This window comes from Nocardiopsis sp. ATB16-24, assembly GCF_030271535.1.
Taxonomy (GTDB): domain Bacteria; phylum Actinomycetota; class Actinomycetes; order Streptosporangiales; family Streptosporangiaceae; genus Nocardiopsis.
The window spans coordinates 1-26,102 of the sequence record NZ_JASCXJ010000017.1 but is presented as its reverse complement, the minus strand read 5'-3'; the positions used below and the strand labels follow the sequence as shown (position 1 = coordinate 26,102).

Sequence of the window (26,102 nt, the reverse complement as noted above, 5' to 3'; positions counted from 1 at the left end):
GCTGAGGAGTCCTCACTCGGAGTCATCGACGATGGTGCCCTCTCGGAGTTCGATGCGCCGACCGAGGAAACTCCTGCGGATGCCGCGGTCGTGGCTGACCATCACCAGAGCGCCGTCGTAGTGGGACAACGCCTCCTCCAGGTCCTCCACCAACCCGGGGGAGAGATGGTTGGTCGGCTCGTCGAGCAGGAGCAGTGCGTACACGCCGCAGGTCAGACGGGCCACCTCGATCCTGCGCTGTTGTCCGACCGAAAGGCAGGACACGGGCTGGTCCAATTCCCAGGGCCGGAACAGTCCCGAAGAGGCCAGTGCGTCCCGGTGGTCCTCCGGCACACCGGGAAGCCCGGCGGCGTAGGCGTGCAGGACGGTCTGGTCGGCGGTGAAGCTCCCCTCCTCCTGACGCAGGTGACCGACCCGACCGAACACGAGGACCCGGCCCGTGTCGGGGGTCGTCTCGCCGGCCATCACACGCAGCAGGGTGGTCTTTCCCGCCCCGTTGGGTCCGGTGACGAGGACGCGTTCGCCCTGGGCCAGCTCCAGCGCGGGAACGTCCAACCGGTCGCCGACCCGAACCCCGGTCAGGGAGGCCGCCACCTCGTCGCTCTCTCGGGCCCCGGCGAACTCCGCCCTCATCCGTAACGGCACCGGTGGTGGCGCCACCGGGTTCTCCGTCAGTCGTTGCGCCCGTTCCTTGGCCTGACGGACCCGGCTCATCGCGCCGTGAGCGGCCCCTCGCATCGAGAACGCCCCGTGTCCGAACGCGGCCTTCTCCATCTTGCGGGGGATGGTGTCCAGACGCCGGACGTTGTTCTTCACCAGGCGTCGCTGACGGTCCAGATCGGCTCTCCACTCCTGGTACTCGCGGACCCGACGCTCCCGTGCCGCGGCCTTCGCCGCCAGGAAACCGCCGTACCCGTTGCCGTACCGGTGGACACGACGGAGTTCGTGATCGACCTCCAGGACGGTGTCGGTCACGTTGGCCAGGAAGGCCCTGTCGTGGGTGACGGCCACGACCGTGCCCCGATGCCGGCGGAGCCGATCCTCCAACCAGGAGACCGCGCGGTCGTCCAGGTCGTTGGTGGGCTCGTCCAACAGGAGCAGCTCGGGCGAGGCGGCCAACATCGCCGCCAGTGCCAGCCGCGAGCGTTCCCCTCCCGAGAGCGTGCGCAAGGGGCGGTCTCTTTCCAGTCCGGGTAGCCCAAGACCGTGCAGACCGGCGTCGACCCGGGCGTCGGCGTCGTAGCCGCCACACGCCTCGAACTCCGAGAGCAGGTCGCCATAGGCGTCCAGTTCCTCCGCGGTGGCCGACCCCAGGGTCGCCTCGACCTGATGCAGGCGTGCCTCCATCCGACGCAGGACGGCCAGAGCGGAGTCGATCGCCTCGCCCACGGTGCCGATCCGCGGACCGGAGCCTTCGAGGGTCTGTGGCAGGTGACCCGTGCCTCCCGGCGCCCTGACCACGACCTCTCCGTTGTCGGCGGTCTCCTTCCCGGCGATCAGGTGTAACAGCGTGCTCTTGCCCGAGCCGTTGTCTCCGATGACTCCGACGCGCTCACCGGGACCGATGGTGAGGCTGACACGGTCGAACACGGTGTGGTCGCCGTAACGTTTGGTGACCTCGTGGAAAGTGAGCTGGGACTGCGCTCGTACCCGGGCCGCGAGCATGGACGCACCTCCTTGGTATGCGGTAGGGAAAAGATCACGGACCGACGGCGGAGTACCTGCGTCATGGGATTTCGGACGGGGACCGCTACGAGAAACGGGCCCGCGAAGGAAACGGTGAGGCCTTCCGCGGTCGATCGCGGTGGGACCCCGCGGAGCGCCCGCTGTACGACGCGAAAAGCGCCGGCGGCGTACTCGACGCGGTGTCCGGTGCGCGGCTACAGGAAGAAGTAGAGCCTCATGAGAGCGACGTTACGTTCGTCCCGAGGAAGACGTCAAGGGAGTTCCGGCGGGAGAGGACGTCGTTCCCGGTACGGGGGAGACGTGTTGAGGACGTACGGACGGCTCTTCGCACCGAAGCGTCTTGTCGACGAAGCGTCGCCGTGGTGCCTGGGCGAAGACCGTGGGCCCCCGCCGTCCACCGGCGGGGGCCCACAGGAAGCGCGATCCGGCTCAGAGTCAGAGCCAGCGTGCCTCGGGGCGGCTGCGCCCATTCTCGTCAGTGACCAGCACCCAGTGCATGATGGGGTGCTCGGAAGCGATGGCGTCGGCGTCCTCACGCGGCTGCGGGACAGGGGCCGGCTCAAGCGGAAGTCCGGAGAGGCGGCGGGTCTCGGCCGAGGTGCGGATGCGCCGACGGGTCGTGACGGAGTGGGCGGGCCTGGGGGCACGATCCGTCCTATGCGCCATGAAGCCCTCCTCTTTCCCGTCTCAGATGACCTAAGTTAACCCGATGTTCACCTTGGAGTCAACTTCTCTTTCGGAGAGTTGCGTCACGGAAACCCTGGGTAGCATCCGGGGTTCTCTTGTTTTCGCAGTTCAGAGGGGGTTGATGTGAGCTGCCGGTACTCTGGGTGATGAATACGTCACCGATGATGAGGGTAGAGAGGTGTGTCTTCGGGGCAAGGTGAACAGAAGATGAACACATTGGGAATCGGTGGCCTCCCGTGTGCTCCTCGCCCCCGATTCTCCGGTGGCGGGGCTCCCGGTCCGAGAACAGGCGAAGGCACCCGCCACGACGGCGGGTGCCCGAGTTCTGTGCCGGCGTCGTACGGCCGTGTCACTCCTTGAAGATCAGCCCCACGACTTCCAGGTAGAGCTGCTCCGGGTACGGAATGAACGAGATCTTGCTCAACGCCTGGTCCTGACCGGCCGATTCCATGACGAAGGTCCCGTAGCCGAGGAAGCGCCCCATCAGGGTGCGCTCGAACCTCATGTCGGTGACCTTGCCGAGTGGCATCATGTTCACCTGCCGGGTGATCAGACCGGTGGTCAGCAGGAGCCGTGCCGAGGTGATGACGAAGTAGTCCACCGACCACTCCGCGACCTGCCAGACGAACCACACCAGCACCAGCAACCACAGCCACCAGATGATGGCCAGGGCGGCCGTGTTGTCCGCGATGGCGGTGTTGCTCAGGATCCCCGCGACGACCAGCGCGCCCAGCACCGCTCCGACCGGTCCGATCAGGACCGCCGGATGCCGTCGGATGGTCACCACGTCCTGCTCGTGCGGCAGGAGATACCGGTTGACCGAAGCTGGAGCGCTGTTACTCGACGCTACGAGCCGCATGGCACCAGACCATCCCTACTACGGCAGCAGTGCGTTGACGAAGCGGGACATCGACTCCGCGCCACCCATCAGACCGCCCAGTGCACTCTGGATCACCCCGGCGGCGCTTTCCGGTTGCGTGAGCAGATAGAACGCCACGAAACCGATGAGCGCGTAGCCGCCCCATTTTTTCAACTTCGCCACGACTGACTCCCTTTGGAATCCACCTGACCCACCGACCCAGAAGTGATTCTCGCACTGACCATCATGCCCGTAAAGCCTGGGGTGCACCCTCGGCGTGGCGGTATGACCGGCCTTCCTTTCTTGCGGACTCTGTCCGGTTCCGGTGGTGTTGGTAACCCAGTGACTGGTGGTCCGGAATACGATTCCGTCCCAGGCCAGGTCAGGGCATTTGGGACATAAGCAAATATAAGCGGAGGTTTCTTAAGCCCCAGCCCCGTTGCCGGAGGCGGACGGTCCGAAAACCCCGAGTCGGTCCGACTTCACGGCGGTGACCTCCTCGGACCTCGCCCTCTCGGGAATCTCACAGACAGAGGGGAGGCGTCGGGACACCGGGGGGTCGGCTCATGGTCGGCCGACCCGCCTGCGGCTCCTCGGGAACCCCGCCGGACGGCTCCTAGGCGTTCTCGGCGAAGGCCATCGCCAGTACCTGGAGGTGCTGGCGGGCGATCCGTTCGACGAGGTCGGGCGTGGCTCGGCCGGTGACGTCCTCCGCGCCGTGTCTGGCGGCCTCGACGCACCGGCTGATGGTGGCCTGGTGGTGTACGCCGGAGAACTCGGTGGACAGCCGTTCCAGGACGGGGTCGAAGCGAGAGTCGCGGGTGGTCGAGTGGGAGGGGGACTGGGGCATCTCACTCCTTGGGGACTGCGGGCGTTGCTCTGGGTGTTCGCTCGGGGTCTTTCGGTAATGGCGAGAGGGTGGCGTGGAGACCGTGACGGAAAGCGCGCGGCCGGCCCGGTGAACTCCAGGTGGAGGTTTTGGTTCGGCAGGTCTCCCCGTTACGGGTGGTCAGGAACCATGATCACTTCTGTCTGTTACGTTCCAGTCTCAAAACGAATGCGTCTTGCTCCGGACTTCGCCGCCCACCTGGGGAGACGTCAATGACACGGAGGGCATGCCCGCTTTTCGGACATTCATTCATGCTCTCTCAAAAAGAGCCGAAAAAGCGCCCATCCGGTGATCCGAAGGGCGCTGGAGCGGAGACGAGTCAGGAGCAGCCGTACAGGCGGTCGCCCGCGTCTCCCAGCCCCGGAAGGATGAAGCCGTTCTCGTCGAGCCTCTCGTCCATCGCGGCCGTCACCACGCGCAGGGTGGCTCCGTGGTCGGGGCTCAGGGTTTCGGTCAGCTTTCGTTCCACGGAGGCCAGGCCCTCGGGCGCGGCCAGCAGACAGATCGCGGTGATGTGGTCGGCGCCCCGCTCGACCAGGAGCTTGAGCGCCGCGGCCAGGGTGCCGCCGGTGGCCAGCATCGGGTCGAGCACGTAGCACTGGCGGCCGGACAGGTCCTGTGGCAACCGGTCGGCGTAGGTGGCGGGCTGTAGGGTCCTCTCGTCCCGGGCCATGCCGAGGAAGCCGACCTCTGCGGTGGGCAGGAGCCTGGTCATCCCGTCGAGCATGCCAAGGCCCGCGCGCAGGATCGGCACCACAAGGGGTGTGGGACGCGACAACTGCGTTCCGGTGGTCTCCATGAGCGGCGTTCGGATGGTGACGTCCGTCACTCGAACGTCCCTGGTCGCCTCGTAGGTGAGCAGGGTCACCAACTCGTCGGTCAGGCGTCGGAAGGTAGGTGAGTCGGTCCGCACGTCGCGCAGGGCGGTCAGTTTGTGCGCGACCAGGGGGTGGTCGACGACCAGGGTTTCCAAAACGTTCTCCGGTTGAGCTGGGATGACGGGGTGGTGATGGGGAAGGAGGGCAGCCCGAGTCTAACTGTGCGCGTCGACCGGACCGGCGCCCCGCGAGTCGGCCCTCCGCCCTGGGAAAGAAGCGTGCACCGACCGACGGCCTTCCATGATCCGCCGTGACACCTCGGGGGAGCGCGGACCACGTTCTCATGAGAGCGTGGTCCGGACTTACACGGACCGAGGGCCGCAGCGGTGCCGGAGTGATCGTTACCATGGCACTCGCACGGGCGATCCGGGGTACCTTCGTCCGCACTGATACACCGGCCGGGTTGGGGTGACGATGACAGTGCTCGATCAAGGTGACGACGGCTCGGGCGACTTCGCTGCGATCGCGTACAGGGAAGAGGACCACTGGGACGTCGATCTACTGCCCGTGACCCTGACGCACGATCTCAAGGGTCTGATCCACGCACTGCGTCAGCAACCGAGCATCAGCGGTTCCCTCGGCCTGGTCTCGGTGGGCGACGACTTCTTCATCATCGTGCGGGTCTATGGCGGTGAGGTCTCCGTCTTCCTCTCCGACGTGACCGCGTCCGTGGACTGGCAGGTGGCCCGGGACGTCCTGGACTACCTGGACATCGACCTGCCGTACGACGACGAACTGGACCAGGTGCTTCCCGCGGGCGACCTGTCCATCGTGGCCGATCTGGGATTGGACGAGATGGAGTTGGGAGCGCTGGCGGGCGACCTGGACCTGTACCCGGACGAGGTGTTGGCCAGCGTGTCCGAGCGGCTGGGATTCGCCCAGGCCTTTCAGCGTGTACTTGACAGTATGGGGTAAGGACCAGCAGGAGTAACAGCATCCCGGCGAACAGGAGAGCACGCGGTGTCGACCTTCGCAGCTGTCTTCGCTCCCCACGGGAAGACATGGCGGGGAACCGAGCTCGAACTCGGCGACGTGGAAGTCATCGATGACGTCACCGACCTGATGCTCGACTTCGCGGCCGACCGGGGCAGCGACCTCTCCCTTCTGCTCGTGGAGGCGGACGACGAGTGGTTCGCCATCGTCCGCGCCGGTGACGACGGGGAGGAACCGCGCGTGTACCTCTCCGACGCACGCGTGGTACACGACCATCCGTTGGCCTCCGTGCTCTCCGAGGCCGGAGGGCTGGGGGCCGCCGCCCCTTCCGACGGCGCGGGTACCCGCCCCGATCCGGTGCCCGACGGCGACGGCGACCTGCTCACCGACCTGGGGATGCCCGAGGACGAACTGCGCTCGCTGTCGGTGGGAGGGGGAGTCCTGCCGGGCGACGTCCTCGCCGTGGTCGCCGAACGCGCGGGCTTCGGTGACCTCCTCGACGGCATGCGGCTGTGACCAAGGATCTCGAAGCGGCGCTGCGCGAGGCGATCGCCGAGGGCGAGCGCGCCCTGGAGACGGGCGACGTACCGGTGGGCGCCGTGGTGCTGGACTCCGACGGCACCGTCCTGGGCAGGGGACGCAACGAGCGCGAGGCGACGGGCGACCCCACCGCGCACGCCGAGGTGCTCGCGCTACGGGCCGCCGCCCGCCGACGTGGTGAGTGGCGGTTGGACGGGTGCACCCTGGTGGTGACGCTCGAACCCTGCACGATGTGCGCGGGCGCGGTGGTGCTCTCCCGGGTGGACCGGGTGGTCTACGGCGCCCGCGACGCCAAGGCGGGCGCGGCCGGATCGGTGTGGGACCTGGTGCGCGATCCCCGCCTCAACCACCGCCCCGAGGTCGTGCCGCCCGACCTGGTCCCCGAGGAGATCGCCGATCGGTGTGCCCGTCTCCTCAGCGAGTTCTTCGCAGGGCGCCGAATACTGTAGAGTTGTCCGCGGTGGAGTCGCCTAGTGGCCGATGGCGCCCGCCTCGAAAGCGGGTAAGGGGCAACCCTTCGAGGGTTCAAATCCCTCCTCCACCGCCACCAGCCGCCTCCGGGATCCCCGGGGGCGGTTTTTCGTGTGCGGGAGCCACGTGTCGCTTCGTCGACGGGGCGATCCGTCGACACGGGTACATGTCGACAGGTCGGGGCGGTCCCCTTCGGGGCTCATCACTCGACCTTCCAAGAACCCCACGCCGTAGCCCCCACCGTCTCGATGGCCTCCTCGTCTGGACGTAGGCGGCTTCGACTAAACAGGATCAGGAGGAAGATCCTTGGCCGGGTCGGGAGAAGTCCGAGGTCGTGCTGACGATGACCCCCATTCGCTAAGGGGCCGGGACGGGGATCACTACATGGCTGGACGTGTTCGGGACGTCTCGGTAATGTGAGCGCGTCCCCAGACGTCCAGCGAACCCCCGAGGTCCATGCCGAACGAAAGGTTGCGAGCCGCGCTGCTTCAGCGCGGAGCCACCCCGGCCGATCTGGCCGAGAAGATCGGCGTGGACGCCAAGAGCGTGGAGCGCTGGATCACCCAGGGGCGCACCCCCTACCGCCGTCACCGCTATGCGGCAGCGACCTACCTGGGTGTGGAGGAGACCTACCTCTGGCCCCAGGCCCTCACTCCGGAGCAGAGCAAGGCCGCCTCACAGAGCGAGATCGTGGAGATCTACCCGCACCGGTGGAGCGTCCCGCCGGAGTTGTGGCGGAGCGTCTTCGAAAGCGCTCGGGAAGAGATCTCGATCCTGGTCTTCAGCGGATTCTTTCTCGCTGATGACCCGAGCATGATCAAACTGCTGACGGACAAGGCCAAGGCCGGAGTCCGCGTCCGCGTCCTGCTGGGAGACCCCGACAGCGAGGCCGTGGCACAGCGCGGCAAGGACGAGGGTCTGGACGAGCTTTTGGCCGCGAAGATCCGCAACGTGATCGTGCTGTACCGGTCGTTGAGCCAGGTGCCGGGGGTGGAGTTCCGTCTTCACGGGACGACGTTGTACAACTCGATCTACCGCGCCGACGACCAGATGATCGTAAACACCCATGTCTACGGCGCGATGGCCTCGGAGGCCCCGGTGTTCCATCTGCGCAAGATCCCTGGCGGGGCCCTGGCCGGCACCTACCTGGAGAGCTACGAGAAGGTCTGGACGGACGCGACCCCGCTCGACTGAGGAGAGGTCCATGGGCAAGCGGATCGACTACTACGACGACCCCCAGGCGCCAGCCGCGAACAGCCTCGTCCCGTCGGTGAACGTGTTCGTGGTCAACCAACGCGACGAGGTGCTGATGATCCGCCGCACCGACAACGACAACTGGGCGGTACCCGGGGGTGCGGTGGACCCGGGCGAATCCGTCCCCCAGGCCGCGGTACGCGAGACCCTGGAAGAGACCGGGGTGACCTGCCAGATCACCGGAATCGTCGGGGTCTACAGCGACCCGAAGCACATCATCTACTACACCAGCAACGGCGAGGCCCGCCAGGAGTTCTCCATCGCCCTCACCGCCCGCCCCCTCTCGGGTGAGCCCACGCCCAGCGACGAGTCCAAGGAAGTCGTCTGGGTCCCCAAGAGCGAACTGACCGGGTACCGGATGAACCGCTCCATGCGCATGCGCGTGGACCAGTTCCTCAGCGGAGGCCCCACCCACATCGGATGAGGGTTAGCCGACCTTAGCCAATCGGCGTTCCATAATCCGTACCGATGCCGTCAGCAGCGGCGAGGAACGAGTGATGGAGCGGTGGACCAGGTCTTCCGGGGCGTAGCGTTCCAGGATCTCTGACAAGCGCCGTTCGACCGGCAGGTGCGTCCCGTCCGGACCGGTGGTCATGTCCGAGTAGGTCAGCGCGTCCAACAGATCCTCGGGCGGAGCGTCGAACTCGTCCTTGAGCGAGGCGAGAAGGCCCCGTTCCTCGGCCTCCACCACAGCGCAGGAGTGATAGGCCACCAGGGAGACCAGGGCTTCATCCGCCCCTTGGACGTCGCGCAGGTAGCGGGCACCGTCGAGGGGATGAAAGCCCGTGGTCGCCAGGTCCGGGGAGTACCCGATGTCGTGGAGCCAGGCGGAGGCTTCCACCAGGTCGGCATGTTCACCGAGCACGACTCGCAGGGACCGCGCCTGTTCGGCTACCCCCTGGGAGTGCGCCCAGCGTCGGGGAAGCGGTTGTTCGAGCAGTTCTCGCGCGAGCTCCCGCGCCCAGTGAACATGTCCCACATGCACCAGGCTAACGCGCGCCGGTTTCGCCTCCGGTGACGAACCGCCCCTTGCCGTGTACAGCGACCACCAGCCCGGCCCCCTCCAGTTCGGAGAGGGCTTGACGGGCCGTCCCGCGTGACACCGAGTACTGGCGGACCACGTCCGCCTCACTGGGCAGGGCGTCCCCCGGAGCGAGTTCACCACTGGTGATCCGCTCTCGCAGGTCTGCGGCGATCCGCCGGTACCGGGCAGGCGGACTGTCCTCCTTGCCAGTACTCGCACGATCTTCCGCAGTGCAGACGACACGGCCGGTTCCCGGTAGGGCCTTGATCAGCCGCTCGGTTTCCAGTTCGGCCAGAGCACGGCGCACGGTGGTGCGCGAGACGTTGAACTCTTGGCCGAGGGCAGCCTCGGAGGGGAGAGCGTCTCCGGGGGAGAGCTCCCCAGACGTGACACGGGAGCGTAGGGAATCCGCGATCTGGTGGTAGGCCCCCCAGGGGGTGGGCGAGCTCAAACAGGTTCCTTAGAGGCGAGACAGCGGAAGCGTCGTCAGCAGGTGTGACAAGGTTTGCAGGACATCAGTATGGGCGAGTGGGGTGCTAGTCGCCGTAGTCGTAGTCGCGTTCGGTCAGGCGTGGTACCCCGAGTTCTTCTTGCAGTGCGATGGCCCTGCCCTGACGCTCCACCGCGCGACGCTCTTCTTCGGTGAGGTCGTCCGGGATCGGGTCCCACTGCTTGTCCTCGGCTGGTTGGTTCATCGCTGACTCCTCGGAAGAGGAACGGGCGGGCAGGTGCTTCGGGTACGAAGGCGTTCTTCCAGTTGCTCGGGGGTGGGCTCGATCTCGGTACGCCATGAGGCGTTCCGGTGGTGAGCCGTCGCCATCCACAGCCGTCCGGTCCAGACGATCCGGTGGGTGTGCCCCCAGCGCTCGCGTAGACGTTCCAGCACGAGGCCCGGGGACTCCCACCGGTCTCCGCGGACGTCTTCATGGGGACCGTCGTGGCCGGCATCCAGCTCACAGGTCCGCAGGCGCCCGGCAGGGCTCAGACAGGTGTCACCGCAGCGGGGTTGGAGGAGCGACATCAGACGTCCACCTCCCCGTACGGGAGGACCGCGCTCAGGACGTACAGGCGAACGCGTCGGGCCAGTCGGGGCAGGGGCCGCCTTCGGTGATGGGGGCGCGTGGTGTGGTTCCGCATGATGCTCCCTGGTCAGATCAGGTGTACATGCGGCAACGATGCTCTGGGTGAGTGGACATGTGTACCACGTATCGGACAACTTGAGGGACGTCTAGGGACGTCTTCTGTTATCGTCGGGTTCCCGTACCCCCAGGAGGGCACGACGTGAACGCTGCACTGCACAAGGCGCTGGCCGCAGCCCAACTCACCGAGACCGACGTGGCAGCACACCTCGGCGTGGACCCCAAGACCGTCCGCCGGTGGCTGTCCGGAACACGTCCTTATCCCCGGCACCGCTGGGCACTGGCTGAACTCCTCCAAGTCCAAGAGGACCGACTCTGGCCACAGGAAAGCCGGGAATCCAAAGAGCGTACCCCCGGGTCTGAGCACGTCCAGCGTGTCTACGCACACCGCTGGCAGGTGCCTCGGGAAGTGTGGTGGGACCTGTTCAGTGAAGCTGAACAAGAGATTGGCATCCTGGTCTACAGCGGCCTGTTCCTCGCCGACGACGCTGGCATGTTGGAGTTGCTCAACTCGCGAGCTCAAGACGGAGTAAATATCCGCATCCTTCTAGGAGACCCCGAGTCTCAAGCAGTGAAGCAACGCGGACAAGAGGAGCAGATTGGAGAAGCCCTCTCTGCTAGGGTACTCAACTCTCTGCTGCTCTTCCGTGCCCTGCTGGACGTCGACGGCGTCGAGATTCGAAAACATTCGACGATCTTGTACAGTTCTATCTACTTAACAGAGAGGAAGATGATAATTAATCACCATATTTATGGCATGCCAGCTTCAAAATCTCCAGTCATTGAGATAGATCGCAGAAATTCACCCGATATGTCCAGGATGTACTCTGCAAGTTTTGACCTTGCGTGGAAGGGGTCTAAAAGTTAAGGGGTTCTTAATATTCGCCAGAGATGCACGCATTCACAAATGTCTCCCTCACTAGCTCTTCCCACTCTGGGGTGGGCTCGTATCCCCAAGATCGATTGGACGGGATGTCGTCGTTTAGGGCAGAGTTTGCCGACAGGCAGAGGTCCTCATCGATCTCTTGCCCTTGACCACGAAATAGCTTATTAACCTCGACCCCCCTCTGTGCCATTTGCAGTAGGTAGTCGTTTCTTTCTTGGTAACTGGCTGCGCAACCAGTCGAAATAAGGGAAAACAAAAAAGCAAACGATATAAGTCTGGGTGTGAAGATTGACGAGCTTCTGCCCTTAGTATCTCCCCGAAATGCAGGCACTTACGAAGACTCCTTCCACGAGTTCATGCCAAGCTTCTCTGTCTTTCTTTTCAATGTGGGGATGATCCTTATTTAGAACTCTACTCGCCTCACGACACTGCTCTTCGTCGGCTTCCTCGCCTTCGAGATCTTCAATAATTTTGTGCACCTCCACCCCCCGTTGTGCAACTTCCTCCAGATGCCTGACCTTTTCATTGTACGAAGCAGAGCAGGCGCTCAGCATAAAAATCGCGAAGAGAGCGGGAGCAACTTGCGTTCCTCTCTTCATCACTTTTTCGCCTCTTCCCCACTAGAAGAAGGCTGATCAAGGTTCTGCTCACGCATCTTCTGATCCTGTCGCAGGCGCAAAATCTCCCTTGCAAAGAGCAAATTCTTTTCCTCAGTGCCGCCTTTTTCATATCGCCCAATCTGCAGATCAAAAGATTCGATCTCATGTTCGATGAGGTCAGCAGTCTGCTGAGAATAAAAACTGCGCTCCTTGTATTTCCAATACCCAGCAAACCCGGAGGCAATTCCAATGGCAAGGCTATTAATCGCAACAAACCAAGAGTACTCCCGAACAAAGAAGGAACTGGCTGCCATGAAGGATCCTAGGAGTGATCCAACAATAACGATTCCTTGAACGATATTGCTTACGTTCCGGTAGTACTGACTCTCCCTCCTTAGTTCCTCAATATAGAAAGTCGCTTCCTCTCTGTATGACTTCCTGCGTTCATCTACGTCTTCATCTGAATTTGGTGTCTGGTCTTTCTTTTTGTCTCGAATTCTCCGAAGTTCAATTTCAAGCTGGCTCGCAGTTCGATACCCATTTCTGTCTGAAGTAACTAGCTCATTCGAAAGTTCAGGCTCGCGAACCTTTACGCCAGGGTTTGCTCGCAGGGCAATTCCCCAAGTGAGCAAACCAACAAAGGTCCCCAAAATGATCAGCTTTACATAGGGCGCAATTCCCTGCCAGTCGAGCGTAAAATAATCGACAACATAGGCGATCGCGCCTATAGACCCAGTGGCAATAAGAAGAGTTCCGTATACGGATTTTCTTCGAGCGGATTCCATGTAGCTTTTGAGTAGAACAATTTTGTTATTAAGATCAACAATGCTATTTCCGCTCTCGGGCAAGGCTGCTCCCTCGTGTGATATGGGAGTCAATCTAGTCCAATGACCTGCAAGCCTGGTGCAAAGTGGCCAGATGTGGCCATCATGACAGGAAGGACTTTCGTCCTAATTTTCTCTTAATGGGCGCTGGGGTGTAAGGATTGCCGAACCATGCTTGATGGGATCGAGGCGATGGCGCGAGCGCCGCTGCGGTGCTCCGCTGCATGGCTCGGGCTGCGGGCTGCCCCCCCGGCCCCGAGCCATGCAGCGGCCGGTTCGGAGGCGAAATACCGGGACTGATTTGACAGCGACAGGTTCGGCTTTGGGGGGCAACCGTGGTTCCTGGCGCGTTCGGACCCCGAGTCACCAGACAGCGGAGGCGTCTGTCTTGGGTCGCTGGCCCAGCGCTGTCGTGCGCCTCGGCCCGAAAACATGGTTGTCGAAGACTGGGGCCAGAAGAGCCACGGCGAGGGCTCCCAAGAGCGCCCGGTCTACCTGGGGCAAGAGCCTATGCCTGGCGTACAGAGCAATGCACATTTATTACACACGGAGACTGGAAGCGGTCGGGAACGGTGGGAACGCATGGGTATTCCGCAGCAGGTTAGTGCCGATTTTCGGAATTGGGCCGCTGATGGTTCCGCAGTCCCGAGAGGCCAACCCTTCGAGGATTCAAATCCCTCCTCCGCCGTCACCAGCCGCCTCGGGGATCCCCGGGGGCGGTTTTTCGTGTGGGGGATCCGCGTGTCGCTTCGTCGACGAAGCGGTCCGTCGACACGGGTACATGTCGACGGACCGTGGAACGCTACCCCACCGGGGGAGCGGGGCCCGTGCTGTCGCGAGGCACGAAACGCGCCGTGGGCGACCACCGCTCCGTGACGGGAAGCCCCGCGGCGCACTCCAATGCGGACTCGGCCACCGAGACCCCGTACCGGTACACGTCCACGCTCATGGTGGTCAGCGCGGGCGTGGCCAGACGGCACAGGGCCGAGTCGTCCCAGGCCACCATGCTCAGACGCTCCGGAACGGGGACCCCGAGGTCCCGCGCGACGTCCAGTCCGGCCACGGCCATCACGTCGTTGTCGTACAGGATCGCGGTCGGCGGCTCCCGACGTCCGAGCAGTTCACCGGTGAGCCGGGCGCCCGCCTCGGACGAGTAGTCGCCCTCCACGAGTACCGGGTCGGGCACCCCGGCCTTCCGGCATCCCTCCACCAAGGCCTGTGTACGGGCGCGGGTGTGCAGCAGTCCTTCGGGGCCGGTCACCCTGGCGATCTCCCGGTGACCCAGTTCCAGCAGGCGCGTCAGCGCCTCCTGGGCCGGGGTCGCGTGGTCGGTGCGTACACCGGGGACGCCGGGGACCGGGGAGGGCGCCCCCGCGATCACGGCGGGAAGACCCAGCTCGCCCAGCACGGCGGGACGTTCGTCGTCCACGGCGGGATTGAACACCACGACGGCGTCCACCAGACGCCGTCGCGACCACCTGCGGTAGGCGGACAGCTCGGCCTCCCCGTCGTTCACCAGGTGGAGCAGGAGCGCCATGTCGTGTTCGGCGAGCCCCTCCTCGATACCGGCGACGAACTCCATGAAGAAGAGCTCCGCGCTCACCAGGGGACGCGGTCTGGCCAGCACCAGCCCGACCGCGCCCGAGGCGCCACCGCCGACCATCAGGACCGCCGGGCGTGCAGGGAGTTGGCCGAGCGCAGGACGGAAGCAGAGGTCAGCTCGGCCGGGTCCACCTTCCGCGCGGTCCGCACCATGAAGGTGTGCTCCTCCCCGGCCGGCAGGTCCACGAGCATGTCGTCCACCTCGGCGTCGGGGGCCACCCGGTCGGCCAGCACGCTGACGTCCCTGGCGAAGGAGGTGGCGCGCACCCGCACCTGGTATCCGCCCTCCACGGGCGTGGCGACCGCGGTCAGCGGGTCGGGGTCGTAGGCCAGGTGCACGTCCTCCCGGAAGGGCCGTACGACGCGGACGTCCCCCGCCGTGGCCACGAGCAGCTCCCGCCTGGTGTCGCGGGCCGCGAACAGCTCCCGCGTCGGCTCGACCTCCGTGACGGAACGGGCGGGTACGGACAGTTCCCTCTCCTCGGTGTGCAGCACCTCGCCCCCGAAGGTCCGGCGTTCGGCGCGCACCGACGCGGACCAGGCCTCGTCGGTGTCGTTGACGGCGACCAGGACCAGGCGTCCGTCCCGGGGCTGCACGGTGAGCAGACGCGGGGCGTGGGCGCGGCGCAGGCCGTACCAGAGCGGCTTGGGGCGCTCGTCGCCGTCCACGGCGGCCCAGGAGGTGACCGGCCAGCAGTCGTTGATCTGCCAGACCAGGGAACCGGCGGTCCGCGGCCACCAGGAACGGAAGTGCTCGACTCCGAACGCGACGGCGCGGGCCTGGTTGAGTTGGGCGGCCCAGTGCCAGTCCTCGAAGGTGTGAGGCGTGGGCAGGTGGGCGGTCATGCCGCGTTCGAGCTTGCCGTTGCCGTCCTCGGCCTTCTGGTGCAGCAGGAAGGCGGCTCCGGTGGGGCTGAGCGGCTCGTCGTGCACCCAGTCGGTGAGGGTGGCCCAGGTCGGCGGGCCCTGGAAGCCGAACTCGGAGCAGAACCGGGGCACGTGGTCCTGGTAGGCCCGGTAGTCGGTCCGGTTCCACACGTCCCATTCGTGTCGGGTGCCGTGGGCCTCGTCGTTGGGGTGGACCTCCTCCGGGGCGAACCTCGGTGTGTAGGGGCTGCCGTCGGCGTAGAACCGGGTGGGGTCCAGTTCGGCGACGATCCGGGGGAAGAGGTCGGTGTAGTAGCCGTGACCCCAGGTACGGTCCCCCAACTGTTCCCGCCACCCCCAGTCCATGTAGCCCCAGAGGTTCTCGTTCCCCCCGTTCCACAGGGCGAGAGAGGCGTGGGAGCTCAGGCGCGCGACGTTCTCCCTGGCCTCGGCCTCGAACTCGCTCCAGAACGGTTCCTCCTCGGGATAGGAGGCGCAGGCGAGGAGGAAGTCCTGCCACACCAGGACACCGCGCTCGTCACAGAGGTCGTAGAAGTCCTCGCTTTCGTAGACGCCGCCGCCCCACACGCGCAGCATGTTCATGTGCGCGCCCACGGCCTGGTCGACGCGTCTGGCCAGGCGCTCGCGCGTGATGCGGGTGAGGAAGTGGTCGTCGGGGATCCAGTTGGCCCCCTTGACGAAGATCGGCTTGCCGTTGACCACGACGGTGAAGGGGGTGCCGTGCTCGTCGGGTTCGGTGTCCACGGTGATGGTGCGGAAGCCGACGCGGCGGTTCACGGAGTCCAGCGGCTCGTCCCCACCGCCCGTGGTCAGGGCGACGTGCAGGTCGTACAGGGGCTGGTCACCGTGACCGACCGGCCACCACAGGCGGGCGTCGGGCACCTCGACGACGACCGTGCCGCCGTCGGATCCGGGCGCCACCTTGGCGGTGGCCCGGTGACCGGCGACCTCGGCGGTGAGGGACAGGGCCGCACCCTCTCCCGCGCGCTCGACGTCGGCGTGCACCTCGACCCTGCCGGTGCCGTCCTCCCCGACGGTGACCAGGGTGCGCGTCCGTGCCAGGCGCGCGGTCCGCCAGCGTTCCAGGCGCACGGGTTTCCAGATCCCGGCGGTCTGGAGGTCGGGGCCCCAGTCCCACCCGAAGGAGCAGGCCATCTTGCGGACCATGTTGTACGGGTGGGTGTTGACGTGCGGGCGGGCGCCGAGGCGCTCACGCATCTCCTCGGCGTACTCCAGCGCGGAACGGAAGGAGACCACGAGTTCGTTGGTGCCGGTGCGCAGTGCGTCGCGCACGTCGAAGCGGTGGGACCGGTGCATGTTGGCGGTGGTGCCGAGTTCGGTGCCGTTGAGCTCCACGGTCGCGACCGTGTCCAGGCCGTCGAAGGCCAGGTCGACACGCTCGTCGGGGGCGGAGGCCTGGGCCTCGAAGGTGAGGGAGTACCGCCAGTGGACGCGGTGCATCCAGGCCAGTTCGTTCTCGTTGGTGTCCATGTAGGGCTCGGGGATCAGCCCGGCGGCCAGCAGGTCCAGGTGGGTGCTTCCGGGGACCTGGGCGGGGACGGAGCGACCCGCGATGTGTTCGGGGACGGGTCCGCTCGTGGCGGACAGACGCCATCCGTCGTGAAGGGTCCGGCGGTTCATCTTCGGTTTCTCCGGAATCGGGGTCGGGGGACGCTCGGGGGTTCTTTCGTGTGCGGGCCCGCTCGTCGTGCGGTCCGGCCGTGCTCTGGATTCTTACTTCAGTGAACAAAGTAAGTCAACGCCTGTGGCGAAGGTGTCCGGATCCGGCCGAGGCACGCGTCCCGCGCCGAGGGGGCGACGGTACGCTGATACGCGCCCTTCCGGTCGTACGACGTGTACGGCGGGGGCTTCGCGGACCACGCCATGGCGAGCGGTGGAGGTGGCATTGGGCGGTTCGGCACGGGCCATTCCGCACACGACGAGCAGGGCGGCGGTCCTCGACGTCATCCGTGCCGCGGGCACGATCAGCCGCGTCGGACTGGTGGAGGCCACCGGCTTCACCGGGGCCACGATCTCCACCGTCGTCCGCGGGCTCATCGACGACGGTCTGGTCCGGGAGGTCGGTCGCGCCGAGTCCACCGGAGGCAAACCCCGCGTGCTGCTCCGGCTCGCCCAGGAGGCCCGGTACGCCGTCGGAGTGCACATCGATCCCGTCGGCATCACCTATGTGCTCACCGACCTCACCGGCGCCGTCGTGTCCCGCCTGACCCGCACCGGGGTCAGGGACGAGGACCCCGCCGAGATCACCGCCCGCATGTCCCGGCAGGTGGACGCGCTCGTGGAGGGCGCCGGGGTCGAACGCGGGAGGGTGGTCGGCGTGGGCCTGGTGACGCCGACCGGCGACCTGCGACGACAGCCCTCACTGCGCCACTGGGCGGGCTATCCGATGGTGGAGGAACTGAGGAGCGCCGTCGACCTGCCCGTGGTCTCGGGCAACGACGCGACCGCCGCAGCCCTCGGCGAGTACTGGTCCGGGGTGGTCGGCGGCTCGTCGATCTTCGCCGCCGTGTACATGGGCACCGGCGTGGGCGCCGGAGTGTTGGTCAACGGTGTGCCCCATGACGGGGCCAGTGGGAACGCCGGGGAGATCGGGCACGTGTGCCTGGACGTGGACGGGCCATTGTGCTGGTGCGGCGGGCGAGGATGCGTCGAGGCGATCGCCGGCCCCGCCGCCGTCGTGGCCGCGGCCCGGGAGGACGCGCGGCTCGCGCGCGACGCCGGTCTGGTCCGCGAGGGCGGTCGGTCGTCGGTGGCGGCGGAGTTCGCCGCCGTGGTGCGCGCGGCCCGCCGGGGAGAGCCCACCGCACGCTCGTTGCTGGACCGCTCCGCCCGCTACCTGGCCGTGGCGGTGCGCAACCTGGCCAATGTCATGGACCTGGACCTGTTGGTGCTGACCGGGCCGAGCCTGGCCGTGGCCGGGTCGATCTACCTGCCGGTCATCCGGGAGGAGTTGGACCGGGCCTTCTTCGCCCGCGCCACCCACGCCGTGGAGGTGCGTCTGTCCACCTCCGCGGCGACCGCGCCCGCCATCGGCGCGGCCACCATGGTCCTGCGGTCACAGTTGGTGCCGCTGCGTCCCGGGCTCCGGCTGCCGGCGAACCTGTCGGAGGCCGGGGCGGTCCGGCGCTGAGCAGGATCGCCCCGGCTCGCGGGTGAGGGTCGCAAGGCGCCGAACCGACGCGCCTGTGGTGCGTCGACCGGATCGCCGACGGCGCGCGGCCGGGACGACCCGCGCGGCCGGGGCCAGGGCCCCGCCCGCTCACCGGGCCTCTTCGAGCTCCTCGATGGCTCGGGTCAGCCACGACACCCATCCGGCCTCCACGTCGATGCCGCCGAGCAGCACCAGGCGCTGAATCCGCTCACGCTCGTTCTTGGGCCCGTCCGGATAGTCGCGCCGCTCGAAGGCCCGGTACTCCTCCAACCGCGACAGATGCAGGTCGCGGTGGCGGCGCAGTTCCGACACCAGGCCGCGCACACCGACCACCCCGGCCGCGCGCAACCGCAGTGGCAACGGGTCTCGGGCGGTCTTGGGGTCCTCGGGCGTGTCCACCCATCGTTCCAGCTCCTCGCGGCCGGCGGGCAGCACCTCGTACTCCTTGCGTCGGCCGCGCGTGGGGACCTCCGCCGGCAGGGCCCGGATCAGCTTCCCCCGCTCCAGCTTGCCCAGTTCTCGGTAGATCTGCTGGTGGCTGGCCGACCAGAAGTAGCCGATCGAGCGGTCGAACCGCCGGGCCAACTCCAGACCGGAGGACGGCTTCTCCAACAGGGCGGTCAAAATCGCGTGGGGCAGGGACATGAGCGCATTCTAGGAAGTCACCGGCCCCAGGGCCGGGCGTGCGCCGGACGCGCGCCCGGAAGGCCCCCTCGCACGACGGTGCCCCCAGTGGGCCATCGCAAGCGGCACTGGGGGCGGGTTCGTCGGGAACGGAAAGGCGCGAGCCCCGTCCTACTCCTCGGGCCTGCGCAGGCGGACCATCACCCGGCCGTTCACGACCGAGGACTCCAAGGGCTCCAGCGCCGCGGTCGCGGGCCCGTGGACGACCGTTCCGTCCTCCAGACGGAACTCGCTGCCGTGCCAGGGGCAGCGGACGCACCCGTCCACCCGTTCGCCGTCGGCCAGAGGGGCGCCCATGTGGGGGCACGTGCCCAACAACGCGTTCACCGAGTCGCCGGTCCGCGCCACCACGACGGGGACGCCGTTCACCTCGGCCCCGCCGAGCCCCCCGTCGGGGAACCCGTTCAACGGACCGATGTCGTGCGAACCGTCGGGCACCAGGTCGGCGAGGTGGTCGGCGCTGTTGGCGCCGCCCGCGCGATAGTAGGCGATGTGCCCGCCCAGGGAGCCGCTCAGCCCGACGACGCCCATGCCGGCCAGGGCCAGGAACTTCCCCCATCCCTGGCGTCCGCGCGCCCGGGCCACCGAGGAGGCGCCGAAGAGCACGGACCCCACGCCGTTGGTCGCCGCGTGCACCACGCCCACGCGCTGCTGCCTCTCGTGCTGCTGCGACCAGTCCGCCAGGCCGCTCACCGCCGCGGGCAGGGCGGCGAGCAGCCCGACGTTGACCAGTGTGTGCGCGCTGCGGCGGTGGTCCCCCGGAAGCATGTCCAGCAGGACCGCCGCCATCCACGTGCCGATGGGCATCTGCACCAGGATCGGATGCAGGGGATGCCCCAGCTGCACCCCGTGGAGCACGTCGCGGACCGTGCCCTTCGGGATGCGTTCGGCCAGGCGCTTCAGCCGGGAGACCGCGGGGTCAAGGCGCTCTTCCCGTTCGATGGTGCGGATGTCTTCACCGAGTCTCATGCTGATGCGGCTACCCCGCGCAGCCGGATGTCACTCGTGGGTGACCGACCGGTACGGATCCTTGAACCGTGCTTGCCCTTTTCCCACCGTCACAGGGCGGCGGCCAGGCGCGTGCCCTGGTCGATAGCCCGCTTGGCGTCCAGTTCGGCCGCCTCGTCGGCCCCGCCGATCAGGTGCACGGAGCGGCCCGCGGCGGTCAGTTCCTCGGCCAGGTCCCGGCGCGGCTCCTGTCCCGCGCACACCACGACCGTGTCCACGTCGAGCACGCGCTTGACCCCGTCCACGGACAGGTGCAGGCCCTCGTCGTCGATGCGGTCATAGGAGGCGCCCGCGACCGTCTCCACGTTCCGGTGTCGCAGCTCCAGGCGGTGGATCCATCCGGTGGTCTTGCCGAGCCCGGCGCCGACCTTGCCGCTCCCGCGCTGGAGCAGGTGCAGGCTGCGCGGCGGTTCGGGGCGCTCGGGTGCACGGAGACCTCCGGGGGTCGCCAGGTCGGTGTCCACGCCCCATCTGCGCAGGAACTCCTCGGTGGTCTCCTGTCCGCCGCCGTCGGTGAGGAAGGCGGAGACGTCGAAGCCGATGCCGCCCGCGCCGATGACGGCCACCCGGTCGCCGACCTCCGCGTTCCCGTTCAGGACGTCGACGTAGCCGACCACCTTGGGGTGGTCCACGCCGGGGATGTCCGGTACGCGCGGGGTGACGCCCGTGGCGATCACGATCTCGTCGTAGCCCTCCAGGTGGGAGGTCTCCACGAGGGTGCCCAGGCGCACGTCCACGTCGTGCTTGTCGAGCTGGACCCGGTAGTAGCGCAGGGTCTCGTCGAACTCCTGCTTGCCCGGCACGCGACGGGCCAGGTTCAACTGTCCACCGATCTCCTCGGCGGCGTCGAACAGGGTGACCGTGTGCCCGCGTTCGGCCGCGGAGACGGAGAAGGCGAGCCCGGCGGGTCCGGCGCCGACCACGGCCACGTTCTTACGGAGTCGGGTGGGGGAGAGCACGAGTTCGGTCTCGTGACAGGCGCGCGGGTTGACCAGGCACGAGGTCACCTTGAGGCTGAATGTGTGGTCCAGGCAGGCCTGGTTGCAGCCGATGCAGGTGTTGATCTCCTCGGGGGTCCCGGCTGCGGCCTTGGCGACGAAGTCGGGGTCGGCGAGGAAGGGCCGGGCGAGGGAGACCATGTCCGCGTCTCCACCGGCCAGGACCCGTTCGGCGACCTCGGGGGTGTTGAGGCGGTTGACCGCCACGAGTGGGACGGACACCCGCCCCTTCAGTTTGCGGGTCACCCAGGTGTAGGCGCCACGGGGCACCGACGTGGCGATGGTGGGGATGCGCGCCTCGTGCCAGCCGATGCCGGTGTTGATGATGGTCGCCCCGGCCTCCTCCACGGCCAGGGCGAGCCGGACCACCTCGTCGAACGTGGAGCCGCCGGGCACCAGGTCGAGCATGGACAGTCGGTAGACGAGGATGAAGTCCTCGCCGACGCGCTCGCGCACGCGTCGCACGATCTCCACCGGAAGACGCATGCGGTTGTCGTAGGAGCCGCCCCACTCGTCCTCGCGCAGGTTGGTGGCCGAGGCGATGAACTGGTTGATCAGGTAGCCCTCGGAGCCCATCACCTCCACGCCGTCGTATCCGGCGTACTTGGCCAGTTCGGCGGCGCGGACGAAGTCCTCGATGGTCCGCTCGACCTCGTCGCCGGTGAGCGCCCGCGGGGTGAAGGCGCTGATGGGCGCCTTGACGGCACTGGGGGCGACCGCGTCCTCGTTGAAGGCGTAGCGGCCGGTGTGCAGGATCTGCATGGCGATGCGCCCGCCCTCGCGGTGCACGGCCTCGGTGACCACGCGGTGCTGCTCGGCCTCCGCCTCGGTGGTCATCTTCGCGGCGCCCTTGTAGGTGGCGCCCTCGGCGTTGGGGGCGATGCCGCCGGTGACGATGAGGCCGACGCCGCCTCGGGCGCGCTCGGCGTAGAAGGCGGCCATCCGCTCGAAGCCGCCGGGCACCTCCTCCAGCCCGACGTGCATGGAGCCCATGATCACGCGGTTGGGGAGGGTGGTGAAGCCCAGGTCCAGCGGTTCCAGCAGGTGGGGGTACTCGCTCATGTCGTCTCCTCGCGGGTGCCTCGCGGGCCGGTGTCCGGCCGACCCGGAACCAATTATGCAACAAGTTGCAAAATGGAGGGGCGACGACCCCGGGGTGAGCCGGGGAGTCGACATGGCGGCACGTCGACGTGCCGCCATATCGGGATGTCGCCCTCCACGGGCGGAGAGAGTGGGGCTCGGTGGCGAGCCGTGTGCCATCGGGACGGCGAAGCCGGGCGGCGGCCGACCGAGACCAGAACCGAGACGAGGAACGACGAAGGCCCCGACCGGTGTGTGGTCGGGGCCTTGCGTTGCGGCTGGTGAGCCGTGGCGGAGGATAAGGGATTCGAACCCTTGAGGGGTTGCCCCCAACACGCTTTCCAAGCGTGCGCCCTAGGCCACTAGGCGAATCCTCCGCCGATAACTCTACACGCCGTCGAGGGGTGCTTCGAACGGTCGCGTACCGGCCATGGTTCAGGACCCGTGACTGGACCTCACACCGCTGATGGCGTTGTTGCGGACGCTGATGGCGTTGTTGCGGAAGGCGTCCACGAACAACGAGTGGTCCGCCCGCGCCTGGGCGGCGTACCGGTGGGCGAAGCCCACGCACCACCGGGTGAACTCCGCCTCGTGGCCGTCGAGCACCTTCATGATCGCCTCCTCGGTCTCGCCGCTGACCAGGGTGGCGTCCGCGTGCGAGTCGGACACGCAGTGCGCCTTGGCGGTGGCGCGGCCCAGGTAGTCCAGCACCGGAGCGATCTGCCCGGGCTCGGTCAGGCCGTCCCAGTCCAGGTCGTTGGTGTAGGGGGAGACCTCGCTCACCACGAAGCCCACACCGTCGATCTCGGTGTGCCCCAGCAGCGGGTCGGCGTGCGCCTGGAGCGCGCGTTGGGACACGGCGGTGCGGTGGCCGTGGTGCTTGAAGTACGCCATGATCCCGCGGTCGGTCACCACCCGCGAGGGCGCGGCCACGTTGCCCTGTTTCACCGACAGGACGACGTCGTTGTCCCACGCCTCCGACTGGCCCTCGATGAGCACGCTGTAGGCGGGCAGGCCCGCCGAGCCGATCCCGAAGCCACCGCTGCCCACCACGTCCTTGACCTCGTAGCTCAGGGAGGCGAAGCGCTGGTCCTCGGGGATGGTCTCCAGGTAGGAGGCGTAGGCGGCCAGGACCTTCTCGCGTTCGCCATCGTCCAGAAGGCGCGCTCGGGGACCCTCCCGGAACCGGCGGCTGTACCCGTCGCGGGTGGTCATGGACAGCAGCATCTCCGCGCGGCTGTTGAGACGGGCCCGCTGGAGTACGTCGTGCACCGTGCCGTCGGTGTTGTCCAGCTTGAGGGAGAACTCCGAGTCGCCGCCCCTCGTCGCGAACTCGCGCACCTGGGACACGTAGGCGTCGACGTAGCGGGGTACGAGCGCGCTGATGTCCTCGTCGGACAGGGCCTTCTGCCAGCCCATCAGGGCGATGCTGGCCACGAACCTGAGCACGTCCCAGGTGAAGTGGCCGAGGTAGGCCTCGTCGAAGTCGTTGACGTCGAACACCAGCCGGCCGGTGGAGTCCATGTAGGTCCCGAAGTTCTCCGCGTGCAGGTCGCCCTGGATCCACACCCGCGAGGTGCGGTCGTCGGCCCAGGGGTCGTCCATGGTGGAGACGTCGGTGTAGAAGAGCGCGGCGCTGCCCCGGTAGAAGGCGAACGGGTTGGCCGCCATCTTGCGGAACTTGACGCGGAAGGCGGCCGGGTCGGCGGCCATCAGGTCCGAGAAGGCGTTCTCCAGGGTGTCCACGATGAGGTCGCGGCGCGTGGAGGAGCCGTCCGGGGAGTCCAGGGGGTCGAGCATGCTCATGCCGTTCATGATCCGTGGGGGTGTGGATGTGCTGCGCCCGGGCCGGCGAGGGCCACGTGCGCGGTATGAGACGCGCCGAAGCGTCGATGCGTTCCCCGTCCGCCACGGGTGTCCCGTGGCGGAAGGACGTGTTCCCGGGTGCCTTGGGGACGGTTGCCCGAGCGGTCCGCGCTTGGGCTACACTCGGGGCAGACCCCTCGTGCGGCGTCACCCTACGAACCTCCCCAGGGCCGGAAGGCAGCAAGGATAAGTAGGCTCTGGCGGGTGCGCGGGGGGTCCTTTTCTTTCTCCGGCCCGGTCGAACCCCTCCCGTTCCATGCCAACCGGCGCGAGTTGTCACCACCCGCGGGTTGAATGGACACGTGGCAGGGACCAGGGGAGTGATCACACCGTGAGCATCGCGCTGTACCGCAAGTACCGGCCCGCGACGTTCGGCGAGGTGCGCGGGCAGGACCACGTGACGGAACCGCTGCGCCAGGCGCTGCGCAGCGGACGGATCAACCACGCCTATCTGTTCAGTGGTCCGCGCGGTTGCGGCAAGACGACCAGCGCCCGCATCCTGGCCCGCTCCCTCAACTGCGCGGAAGGCCCTACCCCGGACCCGTGCGGCACCTGTGACTCCTGTGTGGCGCTGGCCCCCGACGGCGGCGGCAGCATCGACGTCATCGAGATCGACGCCGCCTCGCACGGTGGTGTGGACGACGCCCGGGACCTGCGCGAACGCGCCTTCTTCTCCCCGGTCAGCTCGCGCTACAAGATCTACATCATCGACGAGGCGCACATGGTGACCCGCGAGGGTTTCAACGCGCTGCTCAAACTGGTGGAGGAACCCCCGCCGCACCTGAAGTTCGTGTTCGCGACCACCGAGCCGGAGAAGGTCATCGGCACGATCCGCTCGCGGACCCACCACTACCCCTTCCGTCTCATCCCGCCGAGCACCCTCAGGGAGCTCATGGAGGACCTGCTCCAGCAGGAGGACGTCCCCTACGACCCGGCGGCCCTGCCGTTGGTCGTACGCGCGGGAGCGGGTTCGGCGCGCGACACGCTCTCGGTGCTGGACCAGCTCATCGCCGGCTCGGACGAGGGCGGCATCACCCGTGAGGGCGCCGTCTCGTTGCTGGGCTACACCGACTCCAGCCTGCTCGGTGAGATGGTCGACGCGCTCGGCGCGCGCGACGGTGCCGCGGTGTTCGGCCTGATCGACCGTGTGGTGGAGGGCGGACACGATCCGCGTCGGTTCGCCACGGACCTCCTGGAGCGCTTCCGCGACCTGGTCGTCCTCTCCGCCGTCCCCGACGCCCTGGACAAGGGCCTGGTCAACGTCGCTCCCGAGGCGGCGGAACAGATGAGGGCACAGGCCTCCCGTCTGGGATCGGCCGAACTCACCCGCGCCGCCGACATCGTCAACCAGGGGTTGACCGAGATGCGCGGCGCCACCGCGCCCCGACTGGTCCTGGAACTCATGTGTGCGCGGGTGCTGCTGCCGAGCACCGACGGAGAACGGGGCCCGGCCTTGCTGGCCCGTCTGGAGCAGTTGGAGCGCCGGGTGTCCTCCGGGGCGGTCGCGCCCCCCGTCGCCCCGGCCCCGACCGTGTCCGCTCCGGTCGCACAGCCCTCTCCGGCGGCCCCGTCCGAACCGGTGCGGGCCCAGGCAGCCCCGGCTCCGGCGGTCCGGCCCGATCCGGCCCCGGCACCCCGGTCCCAGCCCTCCCCGGCCGAGAACCGCTCCGAACCCGCGGGCTGGGACGTCCCGGCCCGGCGGAGCGCCGCCCCGGCCCCGGGGGCCGCGCCCGGAGGGGCCCTGGACCTGGGCCGGGTGCAGGGCGCCTGGAACCAGATCCTGGAGGCGGTCAAGGGGCTCCGGCGCTTCACCTGGATGGTGTTGACCGGCAGCGACGTCCGCCCGGTCGGAGTGGAGGGCAACACGGTCCTGCTCGCCTTCGCCCGACCCAACGACGCCAAGGGGTTCGGCAACAGTGGCAGCGACCAGGTGGTCGCCACCGCCATCCAGCAGGTGCTCGGGGTGGAGGTGCGCATCGCCGCCGCGGGCGGAGGCACGGCCGCTCCCGCCCGCAGGCCCGAACCCGTGCGCCCCGCCGAGCCCTCCGGTTGGGACGTAGCGGCGCCGCAGCCGACGCGACCCGCTCCGGCCGAGCCCCGGCCCGAACCCGCGCCCGCCCAGCCCCTCGCGCGGA

Annotated in this window: 26 protein-coding genes, 2 tRNA genes and 1 other RNA gene; 10 read left to right on the top strand and 19 right to left on the bottom strand. The window is 67.5% G+C overall.

Features of this window, described 5'->3' with window-relative positions:
* Positions 1-12: 12 nt before the first annotated feature.
* The 6 genes from abc-f to upp all read right to left on the bottom strand — a co-directional run bounded on the left by abc-f (position 13) and on the right by upp (position 5,094).
* Positions 13-1,665 carry a ribosomal protection-like ABC-F family protein gene (gene abc-f / locus PFX91_RS17500; RefSeq protein WP_285733239.1) on the bottom strand — a complete coding sequence of 551 codons (1,653 nt, stop codon included), beginning with the start codon at positions 1,663-1,665 and terminating at the stop codon, positions 13-15.
* Between the two features lie 456 nt (positions 1,666-2,121).
* A complete protein-coding gene (locus PFX91_RS17495; RefSeq protein ID WP_285733237.1) occupies positions 2,122-2,352 on the bottom strand; it encodes a hypothetical protein in 231 nt (76 codons plus the stop codon).
* A gap of 370 nt (positions 2,353-2,722) precedes the next feature.
* Positions 2,723-3,232, bottom strand: coding sequence for a PH domain-containing protein (locus tag PFX91_RS17490; protein ID WP_285733235.1), 510 nt, complete (start codon positions 3,230-3,232; stop codon positions 2,723-2,725).
* Between the two features lie 18 nt (positions 3,233-3,250).
* On the bottom strand, positions 3,251-3,415 hold the full coding sequence (locus PFX91_RS17485) for a hypothetical protein (protein WP_170293704.1): 165 nt from the start codon (positions 3,413-3,415) through the stop codon (positions 3,251-3,253).
* Between the two features lie 433 nt (positions 3,416-3,848).
* Positions 3,849-4,082, bottom strand: a complete 234-nt coding sequence (locus PFX91_RS17480; protein ID WP_285733231.1) for a hypothetical protein — start codon at positions 4,080-4,082, stop codon at positions 3,849-3,851.
* Between the two features lie 358 nt (positions 4,083-4,440).
* Positions 4,441-5,094 carry a uracil phosphoribosyltransferase gene (gene upp / locus PFX91_RS17475; RefSeq protein ID WP_285733229.1) on the bottom strand — a complete coding sequence of 218 codons (654 nt, stop codon included), beginning with the start codon at positions 5,092-5,094 and terminating at the stop codon, positions 4,441-4,443.
* Between the two features lie 319 nt (positions 5,095-5,413).
* On the opposite strand from upp, the gene PFX91_RS17470 reads away from it, so the two are divergent.
* The 6 genes from PFX91_RS17470 to PFX91_RS17445 all read left to right on the top strand — a co-directional run bounded on the left by PFX91_RS17470 (position 5,414) and on the right by PFX91_RS17445 (position 8,621).
* Positions 5,414-5,914, top strand: a complete 501-nt coding sequence (locus tag PFX91_RS17470) for a tRNA adenosine deaminase-associated protein (RefSeq protein ID WP_285733228.1) — start codon at positions 5,414-5,416, stop codon at positions 5,912-5,914.
* Positions 5,915-5,959: 45 nt separating this feature from the next.
* Complete coding sequence (locus tag PFX91_RS17465) at positions 5,960-6,448, top strand: tRNA adenosine deaminase-associated protein (RefSeq protein WP_285733226.1); 489 nt, start codon at positions 5,960-5,962, stop codon at positions 6,446-6,448.
* Positions 6,445-6,921: a nucleoside deaminase gene (locus PFX91_RS17460; RefSeq protein ID WP_285733224.1), complete on the top strand. Its 477-nt coding sequence runs from the start codon at positions 6,445-6,447 to the stop codon at positions 6,919-6,921. The genes PFX91_RS17465 and PFX91_RS17460 overlap by 4 nt, the downstream gene beginning before the upstream one ends.
* Before the next feature lie 10 nt (positions 6,922-6,931).
* Positions 6,932-7,019, top strand: a tRNA-Ser gene (locus PFX91_RS17455).
* Between the two features lie 380 nt (positions 7,020-7,399).
* A complete protein-coding gene (locus PFX91_RS17450; protein WP_285733222.1) occupies positions 7,400-8,137 on the top strand; it encodes an XRE family transcriptional regulator in 738 nt (245 codons plus the stop codon).
* A gap of 10 nt (positions 8,138-8,147) precedes the next feature.
* Positions 8,148-8,621, top strand: coding sequence for an NUDIX hydrolase (locus tag PFX91_RS17445; protein ID WP_285733220.1), 474 nt, complete (start codon positions 8,148-8,150; stop codon positions 8,619-8,621).
* Positions 8,622-8,624: 3 nt separating this feature from the next.
* Here the strand turns inward: PFX91_RS17445 and PFX91_RS17440 are convergent, their stop codons facing one another.
* From PFX91_RS17440 to PFX91_RS17425, 4 genes are all read right to left on the bottom strand, one after another.
* Entirely contained in the window at positions 8,625-9,062 is a 438-nt protein-coding gene (locus tag PFX91_RS17440) for an HD domain-containing protein (protein WP_502888330.1), read from the bottom strand.
* Positions 9,063-9,186: 124 nt separating this feature from the next.
* The gene (locus PFX91_RS17435) at positions 9,187-9,672 is read right to left on the bottom strand and encodes a GntR family transcriptional regulator (RefSeq protein ID WP_285733216.1); all 486 of its coding nucleotides are present in this window, start codon (positions 9,670-9,672) and stop codon (positions 9,187-9,189) included.
* A gap of 85 nt (positions 9,673-9,757) precedes the next feature.
* Entirely contained in the window at positions 9,758-9,916 is a 159-nt protein-coding gene (locus tag PFX91_RS17430) for a hypothetical protein (protein ID WP_285733214.1), read from the bottom strand.
* Positions 9,913-10,242: a hypothetical protein gene (locus PFX91_RS17425; protein WP_285733212.1), complete on the bottom strand. Its 330-nt coding sequence runs from the start codon at positions 10,240-10,242 to the stop codon at positions 9,913-9,915. Before PFX91_RS17425 ends, PFX91_RS17430 begins: the two co-directional genes overlap by 4 nt.
* Positions 10,243-10,502: 260 nt before the next feature.
* On the opposite strand from PFX91_RS17425, the gene PFX91_RS17420 reads away from it, so the two are divergent.
* Entirely contained in the window at positions 10,503-11,228 is a 726-nt protein-coding gene (locus PFX91_RS17420) for an XRE family transcriptional regulator (RefSeq protein ID WP_285733210.1), read from the top strand.
* Between the two features lie 323 nt (positions 11,229-11,551).
* Here PFX91_RS17420 and PFX91_RS17415 read toward each other — a convergent pair whose 3' ends face one another.
* The 4 genes from PFX91_RS17415 to PFX91_RS17400 all read right to left on the bottom strand — a co-directional run bounded on the left by PFX91_RS17415 (position 11,552) and on the right by PFX91_RS17400 (position 16,800).
* The gene (locus PFX91_RS17415) at positions 11,552-11,848 is read right to left on the bottom strand and encodes a hypothetical protein (protein ID WP_285733208.1); all 297 of its coding nucleotides are present in this window, start codon (positions 11,846-11,848) and stop codon (positions 11,552-11,554) included.
* On the bottom strand, positions 11,845-12,693 hold the full coding sequence (locus PFX91_RS17410; protein WP_285733206.1) for a hypothetical protein: 849 nt from the start codon (positions 12,691-12,693) through the stop codon (positions 11,845-11,847). Before PFX91_RS17410 ends, PFX91_RS17415 begins: the two co-directional genes overlap by 4 nt.
* 778 nt (positions 12,694-13,471) lie before the next feature.
* A complete protein-coding gene (locus PFX91_RS17405) occupies positions 13,472-14,332 on the bottom strand; it encodes a LacI family DNA-binding transcriptional regulator (protein ID WP_285733204.1) in 861 nt (286 codons plus the stop codon).
* On the bottom strand, positions 14,332-16,800 hold the full coding sequence (locus PFX91_RS17400) for a glycoside hydrolase family 2 protein (RefSeq protein ID WP_285733202.1): 2,469 nt from the start codon (positions 16,798-16,800) through the stop codon (positions 14,332-14,334). Before PFX91_RS17400 ends, PFX91_RS17405 begins: the two co-directional genes overlap by 1 nt.
* 265 nt (positions 16,801-17,065) lie before the next feature.
* Here PFX91_RS17400 and PFX91_RS17395 point away from each other — a divergent pair, with 265 nt between their 5' ends.
* On the top strand, positions 17,066-18,310 hold the full coding sequence (locus PFX91_RS17395) for an ROK family transcriptional regulator (protein WP_285733200.1): 1,245 nt from the start codon (positions 17,066-17,068) through the stop codon (positions 18,308-18,310).
* Between the two features lie 129 nt (positions 18,311-18,439).
* On the opposite strand, the gene PFX91_RS17390 is transcribed toward PFX91_RS17395, so the two are convergent.
* From PFX91_RS17390 to PFX91_RS17370, 5 genes are all read right to left on the bottom strand, one after another.
* Complete coding sequence (locus PFX91_RS17390) at positions 18,440-18,976, bottom strand: PadR family transcriptional regulator (RefSeq protein WP_285733198.1); 537 nt, start codon at positions 18,974-18,976, stop codon at positions 18,440-18,442.
* Positions 18,977-19,126: 150 nt separating this feature from the next.
* Positions 19,127-19,984: a Rieske (2Fe-2S) protein gene (locus PFX91_RS17385; protein ID WP_285733196.1), complete on the bottom strand. Its 858-nt coding sequence runs from the start codon at positions 19,982-19,984 to the stop codon at positions 19,127-19,129.
* Positions 19,985-20,073: 89 nt separating this feature from the next.
* Positions 20,074-22,083, bottom strand: a complete 2,010-nt coding sequence (locus tag PFX91_RS17380; protein ID WP_285733194.1) for an oxidoreductase — start codon at positions 22,081-22,083, stop codon at positions 20,074-20,076.
* Positions 22,084-22,390: 307 nt separating this feature from the next.
* Positions 22,391-22,478 (bottom strand) — tRNA-Ser (locus PFX91_RS17375).
* Positions 22,479-22,536: 58 nt separating this feature from the next.
* A complete protein-coding gene (locus PFX91_RS17370) occupies positions 22,537-23,916 on the bottom strand; it encodes a DUF2252 domain-containing protein (RefSeq protein ID WP_285733192.1) in 1,380 nt (459 codons plus the stop codon).
* 179 nt (positions 23,917-24,095) lie between these two features.
* On the opposite strand from PFX91_RS17370, the gene ffs reads away from it, so the two are divergent.
* Positions 24,096-24,191: signal recognition particle sRNA small type (gene ffs, locus PFX91_RS17365), an RNA gene on the top strand.
* 107 nt (positions 24,192-24,298) lie between these two features.
* Positions 24,299-26,102 (top strand): DNA polymerase III subunit gamma and tau (locus tag PFX91_RS17360; protein WP_285733190.1); only part of this gene is annotated, 1,804 nt, incomplete at its 3' end.

Coding starts and splice junctions, on each gene's coding strand:
- abc-f (WP_285733239.1), bottom strand. CDS start 1,665: ATGCTCGCGGCCCGGGTACGAGCGCAGTCCCAGCTCACTTTCCACGAG.
- PFX91_RS17495 (WP_285733237.1), bottom strand. CDS start 2,352: ATGGCGCATAGGACGGATCGTGCCCCCAGGCCCGCCCACTCCGTCACG.
- PFX91_RS17490 (WP_285733235.1), bottom strand. CDS start 3,232: ATGCGGCTCGTAGCGTCGAGTAACAGCGCTCCAGCTTCGGTCAACCGG.
- PFX91_RS17480 (WP_285733231.1), bottom strand. CDS start 4,082: ATGCCCCAGTCCCCCTCCCACTCGACCACCCGCGACTCTCGCTTCGAC.
- PFX91_RS17470 (WP_285733228.1), top strand. CDS start 5,414: ATGACAGTGCTCGATCAAGGTGACGACGGCTCGGGCGACTTCGCTGCG.
- PFX91_RS17450 (WP_285733222.1), top strand. CDS start 7,400: ATGCCGAACGAAAGGTTGCGAGCCGCGCTGCTTCAGCGCGGAGCCACC.
- PFX91_RS17445 (WP_285733220.1), top strand. CDS start 8,148: ATGGGCAAGCGGATCGACTACTACGACGACCCCCAGGCGCCAGCCGCG.
- PFX91_RS17430 (WP_285733214.1), bottom strand. CDS start 9,916: ATGAACCAACCAGCCGAGGACAAGCAGTGGGACCCGATCCCGGACGAC.
- PFX91_RS17425 (WP_285733212.1), bottom strand. CDS start 10,242: ATGTCGCTCCTCCAACCCCGCTGCGGTGACACCTGTCTGAGCCCTGCC.
- PFX91_RS17405 (WP_285733204.1), bottom strand. CDS start 14,332: ATGGTCGGCGGTGGCGCCTCGGGCGCGGTCGGGCTGGTGCTGGCCAGA.
- PFX91_RS17400 (WP_285733202.1), bottom strand. CDS start 16,800: ATGAACCGCCGGACCCTTCACGACGGATGGCGTCTGTCCGCCACGAGC.
- PFX91_RS17390 (WP_285733198.1), bottom strand. CDS start 18,976: ATGTCCCTGCCCCACGCGATTTTGACCGCCCTGTTGGAGAAGCCGTCC.
- PFX91_RS17385 (WP_285733196.1), bottom strand. CDS start 19,984: ATGAGACTCGGTGAAGACATCCGCACCATCGAACGGGAAGAGCGCCTT.
- PFX91_RS17380 (WP_285733194.1), bottom strand. CDS start 22,083: ATGAGCGAGTACCCCCACCTGCTGGAACCGCTGGACCTGGGCTTCACC.
- PFX91_RS17370 (WP_285733192.1), bottom strand. CDS start 23,916: ATGAACGGCATGAGCATGCTCGACCCCCTGGACTCCCCGGACGGCTCC.